At 65.7% G+C, this 17334-nt stretch carries 15 protein-coding genes; 6 read left to right on the plus strand and 9 right to left on the minus strand.

Going from position 1 to position 17334, the window contains the following annotated elements; genetic code table 11:
- Positions 1–40: 40 nt before the first annotated feature.
- The 4 genes from H1B27_RS27040 to H1B27_RS27055 form a co-directional block, all read right to left on the minus strand.
- The gene (locus H1B27_RS27040; protein ID WP_197968169.1) at positions 41–1450 is read right to left on the minus strand and encodes an MATE family efflux transporter; all 1410 of its coding nucleotides are present in this window, start codon (positions 1448–1450) and stop codon (positions 41–43) included.
- A gap of 54 nt (positions 1451–1504) precedes the next feature.
- Positions 1505–3301 (minus strand): ABC transporter ATP-binding protein, encoded by a 1797-nt coding sequence (locus tag H1B27_RS27045; RefSeq protein WP_197968170.1) that lies wholly within the window; start codon positions 3299–3301, stop codon positions 1505–1507.
- Positions 3302–3650: 349 nt separating this feature from the next.
- On the minus strand, positions 3651–5237 hold the full coding sequence (locus H1B27_RS27050; protein WP_197968171.1) for a DHA2 family efflux MFS transporter permease subunit: 1587 nt from the start codon (positions 5235–5237) through the stop codon (positions 3651–3653).
- A gap of 215 nt (positions 5238–5452) precedes the next feature.
- Positions 5453–6760, minus strand: a complete 1308-nt coding sequence (locus tag H1B27_RS27055; protein WP_197968172.1) for an HlyD family secretion protein — start codon at positions 6758–6760, stop codon at positions 5453–5455.
- A 195-nt stretch (positions 6761–6955) separates the two neighbouring features.
- On the opposite strand from H1B27_RS27055, the gene H1B27_RS27060 reads away from it, so the two are divergent.
- Both H1B27_RS27060 and H1B27_RS27065 read left to right on the plus strand, forming a co-directional pair.
- Entirely contained in the window at positions 6956–7591 is a 636-nt protein-coding gene (locus tag H1B27_RS27060) for a TetR/AcrR family transcriptional regulator (protein ID WP_061877552.1), read from the plus strand.
- Positions 7592–7634: 43 nt separating this feature from the next.
- Positions 7635–7979, plus strand: a complete 345-nt coding sequence (locus H1B27_RS27065) for a DUF6665 family protein (RefSeq protein WP_061877551.1) — start codon at positions 7635–7637, stop codon at positions 7977–7979.
- A 40-nt stretch (positions 7980–8019) separates the two neighbouring features.
- Here the strand turns inward: H1B27_RS27065 and H1B27_RS27070 are convergent, their stop codons facing one another.
- On the minus strand, positions 8020–9225 hold the full coding sequence (locus tag H1B27_RS27070; protein WP_061877550.1) for an extensin-like domain-containing protein: 1206 nt from the start codon (positions 9223–9225) through the stop codon (positions 8020–8022).
- Between the two features lie 64 nt (positions 9226–9289).
- Here H1B27_RS27070 and H1B27_RS27075 point away from each other — a divergent pair, with 64 nt between their 5' ends.
- The 3 genes from H1B27_RS27075 to H1B27_RS27085 all read left to right on the plus strand — a co-directional run bounded on the left by H1B27_RS27075 (position 9290) and on the right by H1B27_RS27085 (position 12247).
- On the plus strand, positions 9290–9496 hold the full coding sequence (locus tag H1B27_RS27075; RefSeq protein WP_197968173.1) for a hypothetical protein: 207 nt from the start codon (positions 9290–9292) through the stop codon (positions 9494–9496).
- A gap of 336 nt (positions 9497–9832) precedes the next feature.
- Complete coding sequence (locus H1B27_RS27080) at positions 9833–10603, plus strand: DUF2147 domain-containing protein (RefSeq protein WP_197968174.1); 771 nt, start codon at positions 9833–9835, stop codon at positions 10601–10603.
- 285 nt (positions 10604–10888) lie between these two features.
- Entirely contained in the window at positions 10889–12247 is a 1359-nt protein-coding gene (locus H1B27_RS27085) for a FecR family protein (protein ID WP_246515738.1), read from the plus strand.
- Positions 12248–12298: 51 nt separating this feature from the next.
- On the opposite strand, the gene H1B27_RS27090 is transcribed toward H1B27_RS27085, so the two are convergent.
- Both H1B27_RS27090 and asd read right to left on the minus strand, forming a co-directional pair.
- A complete protein-coding gene (locus H1B27_RS27090) occupies positions 12299–12865 on the minus strand; it encodes an NUDIX hydrolase (RefSeq protein ID WP_197968176.1) in 567 nt (188 codons plus the stop codon).
- A gap of 63 nt (positions 12866–12928) precedes the next feature.
- The gene (asd, locus tag H1B27_RS27095; RefSeq protein ID WP_197968177.1) at positions 12929–13792 is read right to left on the minus strand and encodes an archaetidylserine decarboxylase; all 864 of its coding nucleotides are present in this window, start codon (positions 13790–13792) and stop codon (positions 12929–12931) included.
- 35 nt (positions 13793–13827) lie between these two features.
- Between asd and H1B27_RS27100 the strand changes: the two genes are divergently transcribed.
- Positions 13828–15492: an aminotransferase class III-fold pyridoxal phosphate-dependent enzyme gene (locus H1B27_RS27100; protein WP_197968178.1), complete on the plus strand. Its 1665-nt coding sequence runs from the start codon at positions 13828–13830 to the stop codon at positions 15490–15492.
- A 305-nt stretch (positions 15493–15797) separates the two neighbouring features.
- Here H1B27_RS27100 and H1B27_RS27105 read toward each other — a convergent pair whose 3' ends face one another.
- Together H1B27_RS27105 and H1B27_RS27110 are read right to left on the minus strand one after the other, a co-directional pair.
- Positions 15798–16457, minus strand: a complete 660-nt coding sequence (locus H1B27_RS27105; RefSeq protein WP_061877543.1) for a hypothetical protein — start codon at positions 16455–16457, stop codon at positions 15798–15800.
- 176 nt (positions 16458–16633) lie between these two features.
- On the minus strand, positions 16634–17323 hold the full coding sequence (locus H1B27_RS27110) for a class I SAM-dependent methyltransferase (RefSeq protein ID WP_061877542.1): 690 nt from the start codon (positions 17321–17323) through the stop codon (positions 16634–16636).
- Positions 17324–17334: the final 11 nt, after the last annotated feature.

Below are 17334 nucleotides of genomic sequence, written 5' to 3' on the forward strand. Positions count from 1 at the left end.
GGATCGAAGCTGACAGTGACGAAGATTTTTGAGTCGCCCCCTAAAGCGCGGGCACGCGTGCAGGAGGCACGACCGGCTCGGACCCCGCCTCCTCCATACCTTGCTCCGGAGGAGGCAATACCAGCCGCCTGCCGAATTCGCGACGCAACAGCCACAGGCTCAACGCGGCCTGGAGCGTCGTCGCCGCGATCGACAGATACCAGACGTGCTCCATTCGGAAGCCTGGCCGCGTCGACAGCCAGATTGCCGGCAGCGAATAGGTGAAGACGCGCGTCGCCGAACTCAGCAGCACCGGCTTGGTGTTGCCGAGGCCCTGAAACATGCTCGAGCAGGTGAAGATGAGACCCTGCGCCACCATGTTGAGCGAGATGATCCGCAGGAACAGGTAGGCGATCTCCATCGTCTCCCGATCGTTCGAGAATCCGGCGAGCAGCAGCTCCGGCTTCAACTGCGCCAGCATCATGAAGCCGACCATCACGGCGCTGGTGATCAGCGCCGACTTGACGAAGGTTTCCCGTACGCGCGCGCCATTGCCGGCGCCGACATTCTGGCCGGCGATCGGTCCGGCCGCCAGCGCCACCGCAAGCGCCGGCATCTGGATCAGGCCGAGCACCCGCTGCCCGATGCCGAATCCGGCCTGTGCCGCCGCGCCGAAATCGCGCAGCACGTAGTAGACCACCGCCATGAAGATGAACATCATCGCGAACTCGCCGCCAGCCGGCAGGCCGACATTGAGAATGCGCATGAGATGACGCGGCTGCGGACGCCACTGCGCCGGATTGAAGACGACATAGCGCTCGACCTTGCGGAAATAGACAAGCAGCATCAGCGCGCCGATGGCGACCGCGATCGAACTCGCCAGCCCCGCGCCGGCAACGCCGAGCGCGTAGCCGGTGCCCCAGCCCGAGATCAGCACCGGCGCCAGCGCGATGTTGATGACGACCGCGATGACCCGCACCAACATGGCCGGGCGTACGATGCCGGTCGCGCGCAGGGCGGATGCCGTCACCTGCATGATGAATTCCAGCGCGAGCGCCGGCATGAACCACAACAGATAAGTGGTTCCCGCCTCGATCGTGGCCTCGTCCGCGGCGACCGAACGCATGTAGGCGCGCGACAGCACCGCTCCCGCGACCAGGGTCAACACGCCGAACAGCACCGACAGCGCAACCGCCTGGTTGAAGATCAGATTGGCGTCGGGTCGATCCTTGCGCCCGACGGCGTGTGCGATCAGCGCCACCGTGCCGACGCCAAGCACCTGTATCAGCGCGTTGACGAGAAAGCCGGCATTGCCGGCCGCGGCGACGCCTGCCACGGCGGCATCGCCCAGGCCCGACACGAAGTACAGGTCGACCAGCTGGCAGACCATGATCGAGACCATCCCGGCCATGATCGGCGGCGTCATGGCCAGGATGTGTCTCACGATGGAGCCGTTCGCCAGGTCTTTCATGTCATTCACCTATGGCGGCGTGACGTCGGGACCTTCGCCCCGCCGCCGCGCGCCTCACTCCGCTGCGATCTGTCCGAGCTCCACCACCTGGCGCTCGAACAGGCCGCGATAGACGCCGTCTTGCTTGGCTGCGAGCATCGCATGCGTGCCTTGCTCGACGATCTCGCCGCGGTCGAACACCAGGATGCGATCGAGGCTCCTCACCGTCGACAGGCGATGCGCGATCACGATCGAGGTGCGGCCCTTCATCAGGCGCTCCATCGCCTGCTGGATCAGCGCTTCCGATTCCGAATCGAGGCTCGACGTCGCCTCGTCCAGGATCAGCACCGGCGCGTCCGCCAGGAAGGCGCGCGCCAGCGCCACACGCTGCCGCTCGCCGCCCGACAGTTTCACGCCGCGCTCGCCGACCAGCGTGCCATAGCCCTTCGGCAGGCGCAGGATGAAATCGTGCGCGTTGGCAAGCCGCGCCGCCTGCTCGATCGCCTCGAGGCTGGCGCCCGGCCGGCCATAGGCGATGTTCTCCGCAAGCGTGCGGTGGAACAGGATCGGCTCCTGCTGCACGATCGCGATCTGGCTGCGCAGCGATTGCTGCGTGGCGTGCGCGATGTCCTGCCCGTCGATCAGCACGCGACCGCCGGTGACGTCGTAGAGCCGCTGCACCAGCTTGACGAAGGTGGTCTTGCCCGAGCCGGAGCGTCCGACCAGACCGACGCGTTCGCCGGCGCGGATCTTGACCGACAAGCCGTCGTACAGCGGCGCGCGATGGCCGCCATAGTGGAACGTGACGTCGTCGAACACGATCTCGCCGCCCTCGATCGCGATCGGTCGTGCGTCGGAAGCATCCGCAATGCCGATCGGCTCGTCGTGGATCGCCACCAGCTCGTCCATGTCGTTGACCGAGCGCTGGAGGTTGTTGATGTGCATGCCGACGTCGCGCAAGTACGCGTGAATGACGTAGTAGCTCGTCAGCACATAGGTGACGTCGCCGGGCGATGCGTGATCTGACATCCACAGCAGCACCGATCCGCCGATCACGGACGCGCGCAGGCACAGCAGCAAGGCAAGCTGCGACATCGCCGTGTAATTATAGCGATACCAGGTCCGCCGCACGCGCACGCGCCAGCGGTTGATGACACGGGCAAGCCGCGTGTCCTCGCGCGCTTCCGCGCCGAACGATTTCACCACGGCATTGCAGGTCAGCGCGTCCGCCAGCGTGCCGCCGACCTTGGTGTCCCAGGCATTTGAGACGCGCGCGGCCGGCGCGATGTAGCGGGTCGAGAACACCACCGTGATCGTGACGTAGAAGATCGCCCCGACCGCGATCACGAGGCCAAGCGAGGTCCAGTGCGCGCCGATCAGGATCATCGAGCCGACCAGCACCAGCAGCGACGGCGCCAGAGCCATCAGGATGGTGTCGTTGAGCAGGTCGAGCGCCCACATGCCGCGGGTGATCTTGCGGACGGTGGACCCGGCAAATGAGTTCGCGTGCCAGTCGGTCGAGAAACGCTGTACGCGCGTGAACGCGTCCTGCGCGACGTCGGACATGATTTTCAGCGTGAACGGCACGATCGCCTGGAGACCGACGAGACGCAGCACCATCGAGGCCGCGCCCAGCGCCACGATGGCGCCGAACGCAACCAGCGCCGCGTGGCGCGCATCGGGATCGGACGGACCGCGGGTCAACGCATCGACCAGATGTCCCGAGAATACCGGCATGAACAGGTCGGCAACGGTCGCGCCCAGCAGCCCGCCGGCCACGATGAGGCCGCGCCCCGGCTGCTTCAGCCAGTGCTGGAACACGAAGGGCAGCACCACGCGAATTGCGGCGGGCTTCTTGGACAGAGCGGTCATGACATCATCCGGCCGCACACGCGGGCCGGCTCCATCGATGGACGCAAGCCGGCCGCGAAAGGCCGGAACGGCGTCACTCAAAACTGATTTTGACTTGGGAAGCGGAGCGATCGGGACGCTGGGTCGAAACCTTGGCCCAATCGAAGCTGGCGGAAGAGGCCTCTAACAGGCCGCGTACATACCGAGCCAGAACGTGATCGAGGTCATCATCGAGCGCGGGCGTACGATCTGCGAATGCGACGAAATCATGCAAATCCCTCCCGGTTCGAATGAATGAGGTGCGCTTTATAGATGTGCCGCGCGTGGATTGCAACGGGGCTCGCGCGAGATCACGCACGAGTGTTGCAAATTAGTGCGCGTCGCCGCCGGCGCCGAACGGCGAGGCCGGCTTGCTCAGCAGCGCGACCAGCAGGCTGAGGCCGAGATAGAACAGCGTCAGCATGAGGAAGGTGTCGCCGAAACTCATCACCACGGCCTGGCGATGCACGAGCTGGGAGAGCTGCTTCATCGCCATCAGCGTGGAATCCCCTAACCCCTGGAATTTCTGCATGAACATGCTCAGGGTTTCGATCGCGGTCGCGTTGCCCCAGGTCACGCGCTCCTGGAGGCGGGCGATGTGCAGGTCGGTGCGGTCGTTGAGCACGGTGTTGATGACGGCAAGACCCACCGCGCCGCCGAGGTTGCGCATCAGGTTGAACAGGCCGCTCGCGTTCTTCACCCGGTCGGGTGGCAGCGTGCCGAGCGCGACGTTGTTGGTCGGCACCATCGCGAACATCATGCCGACGCCGCGCAGGATCTGCGGCACCAGCAGCTCGTAGAAATCGTATTCGCGGGTGATCCAGGTCATCTGGTAGGAGCCGATCGCGAACACGATGAGGCCGAACGCGATCATGTAGCGCATGTCGAGCGTGGCCATCAGCCGGCCGACCAGCGGCGCGACCAGGAACATGGTGATGCCGGACACGAACATGGTCTCGCCGATCATCAGCGCGCTGTAGCCCCGCACCTGGGCGAGATAAAGCGGATAGATATAGGTCAGGCCGTAAAGGCCGATGCCGATGCAGAACTGCAGCGTGCAGCCGACGGCGAAATTGCGATCGGAGAAGGTGCGCAGATTGACGATCGGCTCGTCCACCGTGAACACGCGCCAGAAGAAGGCGATCGCCGAAATCGCGCAGATCCAGGCGCAGATCGCGACCGACGTATCCTGCATCCATTCATATTGCGGGCCTTCCTCCAGCACATATTCCAGCGTCCCGAGGAAGCTGGCCATGAACAGCAGGCCCCACCAGTCGAAGCGGTCGAGCAATTCGAACTGCGGCTCGTCGAAATCGACCAGCGCCAGGACGCCGATGGTGATGCCGATGCCGGGCACGACGTTGATGAAGAACAGCCAGTTCCACGACATCAGGTCGGTGATGTAGCCGCCGACCGTCGGCCCGATCGTGGGTGCGAGGGTCGCGACCAGCCCGATGATGGGCCCGACGATGTGGAATTTCGTCCGCGGAAAAACGGTGTAGGCCGAGGCGAACACCGTCGGAATCATGCCGGCGCCGAGAAAGCCCTGAAGCGCGCGCCAGACGATCATCTCCTCGATGGTGGTGGCGAAGCCGCAGAGCAGGCTCGAAGCGGTAAAGCCGGCCGCCGAGATCGCGAACAGGAGCCGCGTGCCGAAGGCGCGCGATAGGAAACCCGACAGCGGAATCGCGATCACTTCGGCGATGAGATAGGCGGTCTGAACCCAGGAGACCTCGCTGGAGCTCGCCGACAGTCCGGCCTGGATCTCGCTGAGGGAAGCCGAGACGATCTGGATGTCCAGGATCGACATGAACATCCCGAACACCATGATGATGAACGCGAACAGCCGCTTCGGCGCAATGCGCTCCGAAGCGGGATCCGCCGTCATGGCCGGTGAAGCGGTGGTGGCATTTGCCATGGTGTCAGCTCTGACTGGAGCAGGCTGCGAGTTGGGTACACCTCTCCCGCTTGCGGGAGAGGTCGCCGCGCTCAAAGAGCGCGGCGGGTGAGGGCTCTATCCTCTTGGGGAATCTCCCTGGCGGAGACAACCTCTCCCCAACCCTCCCCCGCAGGCGGGGGCGGGAGCGCACCTGCGCTCGGGGTAAGAGTGCGTCGAGGCTCATGTCACCGCGCTTACTGCGGATGGACCGCGGGATCGTCGAGATCGACCTCGCTTTCGGCGTCGGCGGCGCCCTTGTTGGTGTCGACGGTGGCGTAGACCGACATGCCGGCACGGAGCAGGTTCTGCTTCGCCACCGATTTCGGCACGCGGATGCGGACCGGCACGCGCTGCACGATCTTGGTGAAATTGCCGGTGGCGTTGTCCGGCGGCAGCAGCGTGAACACCGAGCCCGCACCCGCCGCGATGCTGTCGACGACGCCGGAGAACTTGCGCATGCCGTAGGCGTCGACCTTGATCGTCACCGGCTGGCCGGGCCGGATGCGCTTGAGCTGCGTTTCCTTGAAGTTGGCGTCGATATAGACGTCGTCGAGCGGCACGATATTGCCGAGGCGCTGGCCGACCGCAACGAAGTCGCCGGTGTTGACCAGGCGGTTGGAGAACGTGCCGTTGACCGGCGCGCGCACCGCGGTGAAGGCGAGGTCGCGCTCGGCCTTGGCGAGCGTGGTCTTGAGCTCGGCGAGCTGGGCCTGAGCCTCGGCCTGCTGCGCCCTGGCGACATCGACATTGCTGACGGCAACGTCGTAGGCAGCCTGCGCGGCCTTGACCGCGGCGGCGCCCTGATCGCGTCCGGCTTCCGAGCTCTCGAAGGTGGCGCGCGAGGCAAAGCCCTTGCTGCTCAGCGCCTGCTGGCGCTCATAATCGAGGTCGGCGCGCTTGAGGCCCGCCTCCGCGGAGACGAGTTGCGCCTTGGCCTGCGCGACCTGGCTGTCGAGCGCGGCGACCTGTCGGCCGATGCGATCGATGGTGGCCTGCTGGGTCGCGATCTTGGTCGCGGCGGCTTCGACCGCGATCTTGTAGTCGCCGTCGTCAATGCGGAGGACGATGTCGCCGGCCCGCACCGGCGTGTTGTCGCCGGCGAGGATCGAGGAGATATGCCCGGCAACGCGCGCGCCGAGCATCGTATTGTTGGCGCGGACATAGGCGTCGTCGGTGGAAACATAGAAGCGGCCGACCAGCGTGTAATAGCCGGCGTAGCTCGCGGCCGCGAGCGCGAGGACGAGGCCGACGCCCATCAGGACGAATTTGCGCTTGCCCGATTTGGGCGCACCGGCGGCGGGCGCGCCTGGCGCGGGTGCGGCCGGCTTGTCGGTCACGGGCTTTGGCGCCTCCGGGGCCGGATGTTTCGCTTCGTCGGCCACATGAGCGCGCAACTGCTCGGCATGGGGTGCGGCTGTCTCGGACGCAGCATCATCGCCCGACTGCAGCTCCACCGCGTCCTGGCGAAGGACGCGAGCAGTCTGGTCTCTCGATACGGCCATAAAGGCCTCCCCCAAATATGTGCGATCGAGGGCGGCCGCCGCGCAGCCGGTTCCCTCTCGCTGACTCCAAGTACCATTGACCGAACCGTTCGGTCAATATAGACAATCTTCGCGGACAGACCATACGACCTTGAAGGCTTTATTCGGGTTTCATGGAACTGATCCGGTCCAAAAACCTTCCGAGACACTAAACCAATGGTTGTAGCTGCCAACGAACATCCGCAGGTTGTCCATGAAGAGGACAGCTCCAAGCGCCGCCAGATCCTCGACGGCGCCCGCAAAGTGTTCATGGACCTCGGTTTCGATGGCGCCAGCATGGGCGAGATCGCGCGCGCCGCTCAGGTCTCGAAGGGCACACTCTACGTCTACTTCGCCGACAAATCCGCGCTGTTCGAAGCCATCCTCGAGCAGGAAGCGCTCCAGCACGGCCAGGTCGTGTTCAATTTCGATCCCACCCGTGATGCCAAGACCACGCTGAAGGAGTTTGGCCTCGCCTACCTTCACCTGGTGTGCCGGCCCGGTGGCGGATCGGCGATCCGCACCGTCATGGCGATCGCCGAACGCATGCCCGATGTCGGCCGCCGTTACTATGGGCGCGTGCTCGACAAGTCCATCAACCGCCTATCCGGTTATCTCAAGGCCCGCGTCGCCGCGGGCGATCTCGAGATCGACGATTGCGATCTAGCCGCCTCGCAGTTCATGGAGCTGTGCAAGGCCTCGCTGTTCCTGCCCTTTGTCTTCCAGGCCGCGCCCGCGCCATCGGAACAGCGCATGACCGAGGTGGTCGGCAGCGCAACGCGGATGTTCCTGGCGGCATACAAGACGAAGTAGCAGCGCGTTGCGCAGACGGGCTGGGCGGCACTATATTGCGGCCATGTCTCGTGATCTTCGCCCGCCGGTCGACATCCTCCACTACGAGATCGTTCAGGAACAGGCCTCGGCGCTTGGACGGATGGGCCGCGCGCTCGAACAGAGTCTTGCGCGTTTGCGCGAATTCGACGCCGCCCACGCCCCCTCGGAGGTTCCGGCCTCGATGCAATCGGCCAGGCGCAAGCTGGTGATGGAAGCCGGCCACGCGCTTTGGATGTTCGTCGTCCAACGTGAGGCGTCCGGCTTGCGCGACAGCCGCCACATCATGCGCACCTACAACGTTCCGGGTGAGGTGCAGCGCTGCATGGGGCTGGCCCCGGCACCGTCAAGCCGGGCTCGTAGATCGTAGCATGTATGGAGCGAAGCAGGATACGGTAACGATCGCGCCACTACTCGTCGATGTACTCGTCTTCTTCGCGCTTGTGCATCGTGCTCCTGCGCGCACCGAGTGAACCGGTCACCGATGGCTCGCGCGCACTCGCATAGGGTCTGCGCGACTGCGCGCGCGCGGCGACCTCCTCGCCGGACGCGGCGGCGGGCTGGCAGATCAGGCGGCGGCTGGCGCGGCGCATCAGGTCGACGTGAATGTGATCGTAGTGAAAGACGTTCGAGCCCGGCGCGAGCACGGTGGTGAAATGCGCACACGCTCCCGATTGCACGTCGCGCAGGAAACCCTGTTCCTCCGGCATGCCGCGCCAGCCGTCCTTCACCGTGACGCGGCGGCCGTCGGCCAGCACGAAGGCGGAGATGTCGAGCGCGTTGCCGAAAGCGTGCTCGGAGATGTGAGCACGCGAATTGCCGTTCATGCCGCGGCACGAATAGGCGGAGATCTGCTTGATCTCGGCGACGCGGACGCCGAACCAGCGCATCGCCGAGGGCTGCACCGTGTCGGCGAGCCAGCGGTCGAGCTCGGACACGATCGGACAGGCCAGCGTCGCCGTCGGCTTGATCGCGACGGGACCGACCGCGGTGACGGGATTGCCCTGCGCCGGACCAAGGCGCGGGAGTGGCTGCTGCGCGGGCGCCTGCGAGTAAGGCGCCGGCCGTGCCGGATAGCTCGGCGCATTCATGTAGCGCGCAGCCCCGGCGGCATCGGTGCCTTCGGGCGGCAGATCGATCTCGTCCTCCTGCGGCGCCACGCCGGGCGCGTTCAGCGACATCGGCCCGGTCGCGGCCCCATAGCCGGACGGCTGGCGCGTCGCGCTCTCGGGATAGTTCGACCGCGGCGGATAGGAGGAGGCCGGGTAGTTCTGACCCTGCGGATAGTTCGATTGCGGCTGTGTCACGGGCCAGCGCGGCTGGTTACCGATGCTCCCCGGCGGACGCAATGGCTCGTCGGCAAAGCCATAAGTGCTGGAGGCTTCGCCGATCGCTGCGACCTTGAGTGGAAACTCGGCGCCGCACTGGCCGGGGCCGGAAATCGGGTCGATGCGGACGATGTCCGCACTCTCCTTCACCGCGCCCGATTTCAGGCATGCGGCTTCTGCCTCGGCCCGCCACGGTTCGCGTTCGGCCTGGAAGAAGCCGCGTCCGCAACCCGCTAGCGAAACAAGGACGATGGAGCCGACGAGATACAAACGAACTCCGCGCGTCATGCACGCACGTTCGGTGAATTTACTTAAAGACTCTTCAACACGTTGATTTCAGCCTTCCTTAACCATGGCGGCCGCGCGCGCCCGGATGCACGGCCCGATCGACAGCAAGCCTGACTTTTTCGGAAGGAGACTCTCTGTTAACCATGATGCCCGCGCGCAAAGTGGCGCGCCTGGGGAGAGCGACCTCATGACGTTCGCCTGCAAACTGAGCGTTGTCGCCGCCTACCTCGCCATGGCCTTCGTCGGCGCTATCGTGCTCGGCGTGATCTAGAGGCTTCAGACCGCGACATCGAACGCTGGCACGTTGCCGTTCCCTTCTCGCCCTGCGGAAGTGGCATAGGCGAGCTTTGGCCGCCGTTCCTGGGAACTCCGACTGCCATCGCGCGATCCATCTGCGAAGGCGCAAGCCGCGGCATCGGCGTCCGGCCCAGCGTCGCGGCGACCCTATGCAGAAAAGCGACCTGAATGTGCGCTGCCTCACCCAGACGCGCTCGCCGGTCGTGACGTTCATCACAGAACGCCTGCCCGCCCCGGCGTAGGGTCGAACCACGCTTCATCCACCAGCGACACCTGTCATATCGCGACCACGCCATTTTCGGAGGTTGTCATGAACAAGCTCTCCATCGCCGCCACCGCGCTGTTGCTCGCTTCGACTGCCGCCGCACATGCCGGCAATTCGATCTCGTTCCAGATCGAAGGCCAGCGCATTCGCATCGAGACGCCGCGCAACTGCGCCTCGCTCGATTGCGTGACCATCGTCGCGCCGGGCCTGTCGGACAAGCCGATCAAGCTGAACGACATCAACCTCAAGGGCCTTGGCGGTTTCAAGGACGATGACCTCGACGCCACGCCGGCTCCCGCCCCCACGACGGCGCAGCCTGCGCCGGCTCCGGTGCAGGCGGCTGCGCCCACGGCACCGGCCGTGACCACGCCCGCCGCCCCGGCAGCAACCGTCGCCGCCGCTCCGTCCGTCGGCGTCGACGCCACGCAGCCTGCGCCCGCTGCCCCGCCCGCTCCGGTTGCCCCGCCCGCTCCCGTCGTTGCGGCTCCCGCGCCGGCCCCGGCTCCTGTTGCCGCCGCGCCCGTGGCGGCGCCGAACTCGCCGATCGGCCTGTGGGCAACCGAAGGCAACAAGGGCAATGTCCGCGTCGAGCAGTGCGGCGCCAATCTCTGCGGTTACGCCGAGAAGACCAATGCGCGCATCCTGATCAACATGAGGCCCGACGGCTCGAAGTGGAGCGGCCGCATCCACGATCCCGACTCCGGCCGCAACTACGATTCCACGATCGCCATGAAGGGTCCGAACGCGATGCGCGTTCAGGGCTGCGCCTTCGGCGGCATGTTCTGCGGCGGCCAGACCTGGAAGCGCGTGAGCTGATATTACCACGGTCATCCCGGGGCGATGCGAAGCATCGAACTATGGTGCGCAATTGCGCACCTGAGGATCTCGCGCCGCAGACACCCATTCCAATTTCGAGATTCCGGGTTCGCGACTTCGTCGCGCCCCGGAATGACGAGCAAGAAGGCGACGCCACATTCTGGGCGAACGTGGCTTTCAAACACTCCTTCCCCTGCGAAACATGTTCATCCGCCATTCAGCCAAGCCCGGCTCATATCCGCAGCTCTCGCCTCGCGTTCTCACCGGAACTTCCTCGTGACTTCATTGGTGGCTTGGCGCCGCTTCGCGCTCGCGCTTGTGCTGCTGGCCTTGCCGCTGGCTGGCAGCAACGCGGCTCGTGCATTCGAGGCCATCGAGTTCGCCCAGGCGCAGCCGCAAGTGCAGCCGATACCCGCCCCCTCCCCGACGCCGGCGGCCTCACCGACACAAGCTGCAGACGCACAGCCCGCCGCCGTCGAGCCGATCGGCAACGTCGCGACGGTGACGGGGATCGCGACCGTGATCCGCGACAAGAACTCCTATCCGCTGCGCGTGCGCGACGACATCTATCTCAACGACGTGGTGCAGACCTCGTCGAACTCCGCGCTCGGCATCACCTTCAACGACGCCACCACGTTCAATCTCTCGGCCAGCGCCAGAATCACGATCGACAATTACGTCTACGAGGACAGCGGCAGGCAGAATTCGGCGATCTTCGACGTCGGCAAGGGCACGGTTGCCTTCGTGGCGGCAGCGGTGGCGAAGACCGGCGACATGAAGATCACCACGCCGACGGCAACGCTCGGCATCCGCGGCACCACCGGCGTCGTCGAGGTGCCGGAAGGCGCGGCGGCGAGCAGGGCCAGCAACGTCAACATCAAGCTCTATCCCGACGCCGACGGCCGGGTCGGCCACATCGATGTCGACGACCGCAGCAGCGGCACACGGCTCGGCGCGCTGACACAGCCGTCCAGCGGCTTTGCGATCCGGCCGGGTGCGGGCGGCGCCGGCGGCGTCATGCGCTTTGCCGCGGTACCGATCACGATTCCCGCGCAGCAGATCGCGCGCGACCGCGGCTTCGTCAGCCAGGTGCATCTGGCACAAACCACGGGCCGGCAGATCGTCACCGAGCAGCGCGACTTCCGCCGTGCCAATCCGGGCGCGCTCAGCCGCATTCCGCGACCGGTCCAGCCGCAGCAGCAGCAATTGCGGCCGAATACGCCGACGGGACAACAGCGACCGAACGGCCAGCCCGGCCAGAACATCCGTCCGGGTCGGCAGCAGCCGGGTACGCCTGACCGGCAAGGCGCGCCGCCGCCGCGGCGACAGGGACAAGGCGGCGCCGTGCAGCCGGGTGGCCGGCGCGCAGGCCAGGGACAGCAGCAGGGCCAGCAGCAAGGCGCAGGTCGCCCGACAGGCGCGCCGCGCCGCGGAGAAGCAACGCAGCCGGGCGCCGCGCCGCAAACCCGGCCGCAGCGCGGTGGACGGATGCAACCTCAGCCCGGCGGAATCGTGCCGCCGCAGCCGGGCCAGCCGGCCGCGGCTCAACAGCCAGGCATGCAGCGCCCCGGTGGATTCCAGCAACGCCTCACACCGCCACGAAGACCGGCGCCTTCTCCGAAGGAAAGGAAAGAGCGACGGTGACGGCGCCGCCCCTCCGTCATTGCGAGCGCGGCAGAGCGGCGTGAACAGGTCTCACGCCTCGCCGCGCAGCCACGCCTTCACCTTCTGCAGCAAACCGTGGCGCAGCTCATCGACAGAGGCCGCCTCGGCCGGCGTCAGCGTCTGCAAGGCGGCATCGATGTCATCGGCCGCTTGCGCCGGCTCGGGCGGCAGCAGCGGCGCTGCCGGCCCCGCCGCCGCAAGCGCGATCGGACCGACCTGGTTGAGAAACGCGCGCTCATATTCGCGCGACAGGCGGGCAATCGCATCGTCCAGCGTCAGCCAGTCGACCGCCTTGATGTCGTTCATCAGCTTGCGGACCGGTCCGCCGTCAGCTTCCATCCGCCAGAAATGCACGACCTTGGAGCGCCCGCCGGACTGATAAACGAGGGTGCCCAGAAATTCGTGCACGGCAACCTCGTGGCCGGTCTCCTCCAGCACCTCGCGGTGCGCGGCTTCCTTCGGCGTCTCGCCGTCGTCGAGCTTGCCCTTGGGGAGGACCCATTCGTTGCGCTTGCGCTGGCGCACGACCGCGATCAGCGGCGCCGAGCCACGCCGCAGCACAATACCACCCGCGGCCATGACCGGCTCCCGCGCCATCGCTCACATCCGAAATCGTCGTCCCCGACAGACGATATAGCCAGCGGGACGGCAGATTGAAGGCTAGTTTCTCCTCAAGAGCGCTTGACCCGCGCGAATGCGCGAACCCTCGGCGATGCCGTCGCAAAAGTTGAAATCGCCGGGCGCCAGGATGATGATGGTCGAGCCGTGCTCGAACCAGCCGAGCTCCTCGCCCTTGGCTACGTTGACGTCACAGGGGAAATTGACCGGCCCCTTCGTCTGCGCGTTCAGCACCATGTCGAGGAAGTGCAACCGGATGCTCGCGACCAGGATCGCCGCAACGGGCACCAGTGTCACCGCCTCGCCGGTGGAGAGGTGGGTGCGGATCACCGCGCGCTCGTTCTTGCAGAACAGACGCTCGACGCGCTTGAGCGCGATCGGGTTGACGTTCCAGACGTCGCCATGGATCAGCGTGACGCGTTCGATATGGGCGTCATAGGGCGCGTGGAAGCGGTGATACATGCTCGACGTCAGCCGCAGCGTGACGAAGGAGCCGTTGCGGTGCTGGTCGACCAGCGCGGAATCGCCGAGCAGGTCGAGCAGCGAATAGGGCGCACCCTTGACCTGGAACAGCTCGGTGTCGGCGATCTTGCCGTGGGCGCCGACGATTCCATCAGAGGGACTCGCCACCACCGCCGGATCCGGATCAAACGGGCGCAGGCCCGGCTTCAGCTCCCGGGTGAAGCAGTCGTGCAGGCTCTTGAAATGCGTCTTGCGCGCCTCCGACAGATCGAGGTCCGAGAACAGCTTCCACAGCGCGATCGAGAAGTCGCGGACGAGCGGATTCTCGACCTTGGAGAACCAGCCCATGAAGCGGGTCAGGGCCGCGCGGGGGATGCGGTTGGTCAGCAGGAAGTTGAGGTCTTCCTGCTGGGTGAAAGAGGCGATGAGGGCTTTGACTGTCATGAATCTGTCAGCTCGCAGGGTTAGCGCTTGTTGTCATGGAAACGACACTCCCGATTCTCTCGATGTCCGTGGCCGCCGCAGCGTCCGCTGCCGCCGCCTTCCCGAAGCTCAAGGCGCGCATCGAACTCTCCCGCGCCAAGCACCGGTCGCTCGCCGGGCACTCCAAGATGTCGCGCCGGGTAGCGCGGCTGCTGCCGTTCTACGAGTACGGAGAGAACGACTATTTCTCCTGCGACGGCGCGCCCGCGAACATCGCCGCGCGACGCAAGGACGGCTTCTTCCGTCTCGCCCGCCTCTACGCCGAGCGCTACCCCAAGGGCCGCGCGATGACGAAGGAGGCGGCGGAGAAGATCTCCGACCTGAACTTCACCGAGAGCTACCGCGTGCCGTTCCAGTTCTCGCGTCTCGTCCGCGAGCACCTGGGCACCTCGACCTTCATGGAGTCCTCGCGCGGCGTCACAGTCACCGACGTCGACGGCAACACCTCTTACGATCTCACCGGCTCGTACGGCGTCAACATCTTCGGCAACGACTTCTACAAGGAATGCATTGAGGGCGCCGAGAAGCGGGCGCATGCGCTCGGACCGGTGCTCGGCCCCTACCACCCCGTCATCCTGGAGAACGTGCAGCGGCTCTGCCAGATTTCCGGCCTCGACGAAGTCTCGTTCCACATGTCCGGCACCGAAGCCGTGATGCAGGCGGTCCGGCTGGCGCGCTACCACACCAAGCGTACCCATCTGGTCCGTTTCGCCGGCGCCTATCACGGCTGGTGGGGCGACGTGCAGCCCGGCGTCGGCAATCCCATCCCCGCGCACGAGACCTACACCCTCGCCGAGATGTCCGAGAAAACGCTGCACGTGCTGAAGACGCGCAAGGACATCGCCTGCGTGCTGGTCAATCCGCTGCAGGGCCTGCATCCGAACGCCAACGCGCCCGGCGATTCCTCGCTGGTCGATTCCTCCCGCGGCGGCAATTTCGATCGGGCCGCTTACACGGAGTGGCTGAAGAAGCTGCGCGAAGTCTGCACCGAACGCAGCATCGTCCTGATCTTCGACGAGGTCTTCGTCGGCTTCCGCCTCGCCGCCGGCGGCGCCCAGGAATATTTCGGCGTGCGCGCCGACATGGTGACCTACGGCAAGAGCCTCGCCGGCGGGCTGCCGGTCGGCGTGGTCTGCGGCAAGAAGGAATTGATGCGCCGCTTCCGCGACGATCGTCCCGCCGACATCTGCTTCGCCCGCGGTACTTTCAACTCCCACCCCTACGTCATGACGGCGATGGACGAGTTCCTGAGCCGCCTCGCCAGCCCGAACTTCCGCGCGGTCTATGAGGGCCTCGAGGAAACCTGGAACGGCCGCGTCCAGAAGCTCAACCGGATGATGGAGAGCGCCGACCTGCCGGTGCGGTTCGCCAACTTCTCCTCGATCTGGACGGTGAAATACACCATGCCGTCGCGCTACAACTGGATGCTGCAATATTACCTGCGCGCCGAGGGCCTGGCGCTGAGCTGGGTCGGCACCGGCCGGCTGATCTTCAGCCTCAACTACACCGACGCCGACTTCACCGAGGTCGCCGAACGCTTCGTCCGCGCTGCCGAAAAGATGAAGGCCGACGGCTTCTGGTGGCACGACGGCGTGCTCACCAACAAGCAGATCAAGCGGCAGATCCTGAAAGAGATGCTGGCCAAGCGCCTCGGGCGCTGAGGCTTTCTGACACTTGGCCCCGATCACCGCTCGCCCTTCTCCCTCGCCCCGCTTGCGGGGAGAGGGTCGGGGTGAGGGGGACTCTCCGCGCGTGCGGTGAGCGTTGACGCACGACCATCTGGCAGCCCCCCCGCGAAGAGCCCCCCTCACCCGAATTTGCGCTCCGCGCAAATTCGACCTCTCCCCGCACGCGGGGAGAGGTGAAGGAAGCACCGCGTTCGCAGCCCCCAAGACGTGGATGCCCGGGACGAGCCCGGGCATGACGTAACCATCAGACATCGGAGTGCGTCGTGCGAGCAGCGCGCTCAGGCGTGTTGCTCTTCGAGCACGGGCTCGTCGATGAAGCCCAGCGTATGCTCGGGATTGAGGTGCAGGCCGGGATCCATCAGCTCGCCGCGCATCAGCGCCAGCGGCGCCTTGTGATAGAGCATCAGGTCGTGGAACGGATCGGTCAGGATTTTGGTCATCCAGACGAGGCCGGTCTCGACGTCGCGGATGAAGAACAGGTGCACGGTGCGGAACAACAGGCCGCCGCCGCCGACCACGAGCCAGATCTTCGCCACCTGCCGCATGAAGTCGGTCGCGCTCTGCCAGGGCGTGAAGATGCCGAACAGGGTGGGATCGACGACCAGCACCAGCGGCGACAGCGCCCAGATCGCCATCAGCACCACCTTGCGCTGAAGGTTGTAACCGACCTTGATCTCTTCCTTGTATTCGTGCGTCGCCTGGTTGACGTGATCGTAAGTATGCGGCTCGAAGAAGAAATGTCCGGCCTGGCGCGAGGTCATCGACACCAGCCAGCCGACCAGCGCCGAGACCACGGGGTCGATGAACAGCCAGACATAGGCGAACAGGAAGCTCAGCGCGCTGACGAAGTGCAGGCTCTGGTTGATGCGGCTGTGGTGATAGTAGCGATGGTCGTCCCAGCGCTGGATCCGCAGCTGCTCGAGATAGTTCTTGATCATGCTCTCCCCCAAAATGCTTTCGGGTACGGGATTACAGGGATTCGATGTAGGCCGTGTGACATCATCATTTTGTCATGTGACGATGCGCAGCGGCGCGATGACGCACGGGTTACTCTCTCCCCTCATCCTGAGGAGCGCGCTCTTGCGCGCGTCTCGAAGGATGAAGGCCGAGGAACTCAAGCCGCCTTGGCGACGTCGACCTTGCGGAAGCGCACCAGCGAGAAATGACCGAGCGGCGGGATCAGGCGGCGCTCGGCGAGCTCAATACCGTTCGCACCGGAGAGCCACTTGGCATAGCGCGACCAGGCGAATTCGGCCGTGCGGAAGCCGAGCGGGCGCACCACCGGCTGCAGCTTCTGCTCGATGAAGCGGCGCATGCCGGTGTCGGCGCTGACGCGGGTGAGGATGATCAGCTCGCCGCCGGGGCGCAGCACGCGGGCGAATTCGTCGAGCGCCTTCTCCGGGTTCGGCACGGCGGTGACGACATATTGGGCCATCACGACGTCGAAGGAATTGTCAGGGAATTCGAGCTTCTCGGCGTCCATCACCGCGAGGCCCTCGACGTTCTTCAGCTTCTGCTCCTTCACGCGGCGGCGCGCCTTGTCGAGCATCGCTTCCGAAATGTCGGTGCCGAAGATGCGAACGTTGGGGGCATAGAGCGGCAGCGAGATGCCGGTGCCGACGCCGACCTCGAGCACGCGGCCGCCGATCTTGTTGGTGGCCGCGATCGCCGCCTGCCGGCCCTTGGCGAACACGCCGCCGAACACGAGATCGTAGACCGGCGCCCAGCGGTCATAGGCCTGCTCGACCGTGCCGCGCGTGAGGTCGAGCTGCTGGGTGCCGTCAAGGTTCATGATCTTAGCCATCGATGGGGTTC

It is taken from the genome of Bradyrhizobium diversitatis (genome assembly GCF_016031635.1).
In the GTDB taxonomy this organism is placed as follows: domain Bacteria; phylum Pseudomonadota; class Alphaproteobacteria; order Rhizobiales; family Xanthobacteraceae; genus Bradyrhizobium; species Bradyrhizobium diversitatis.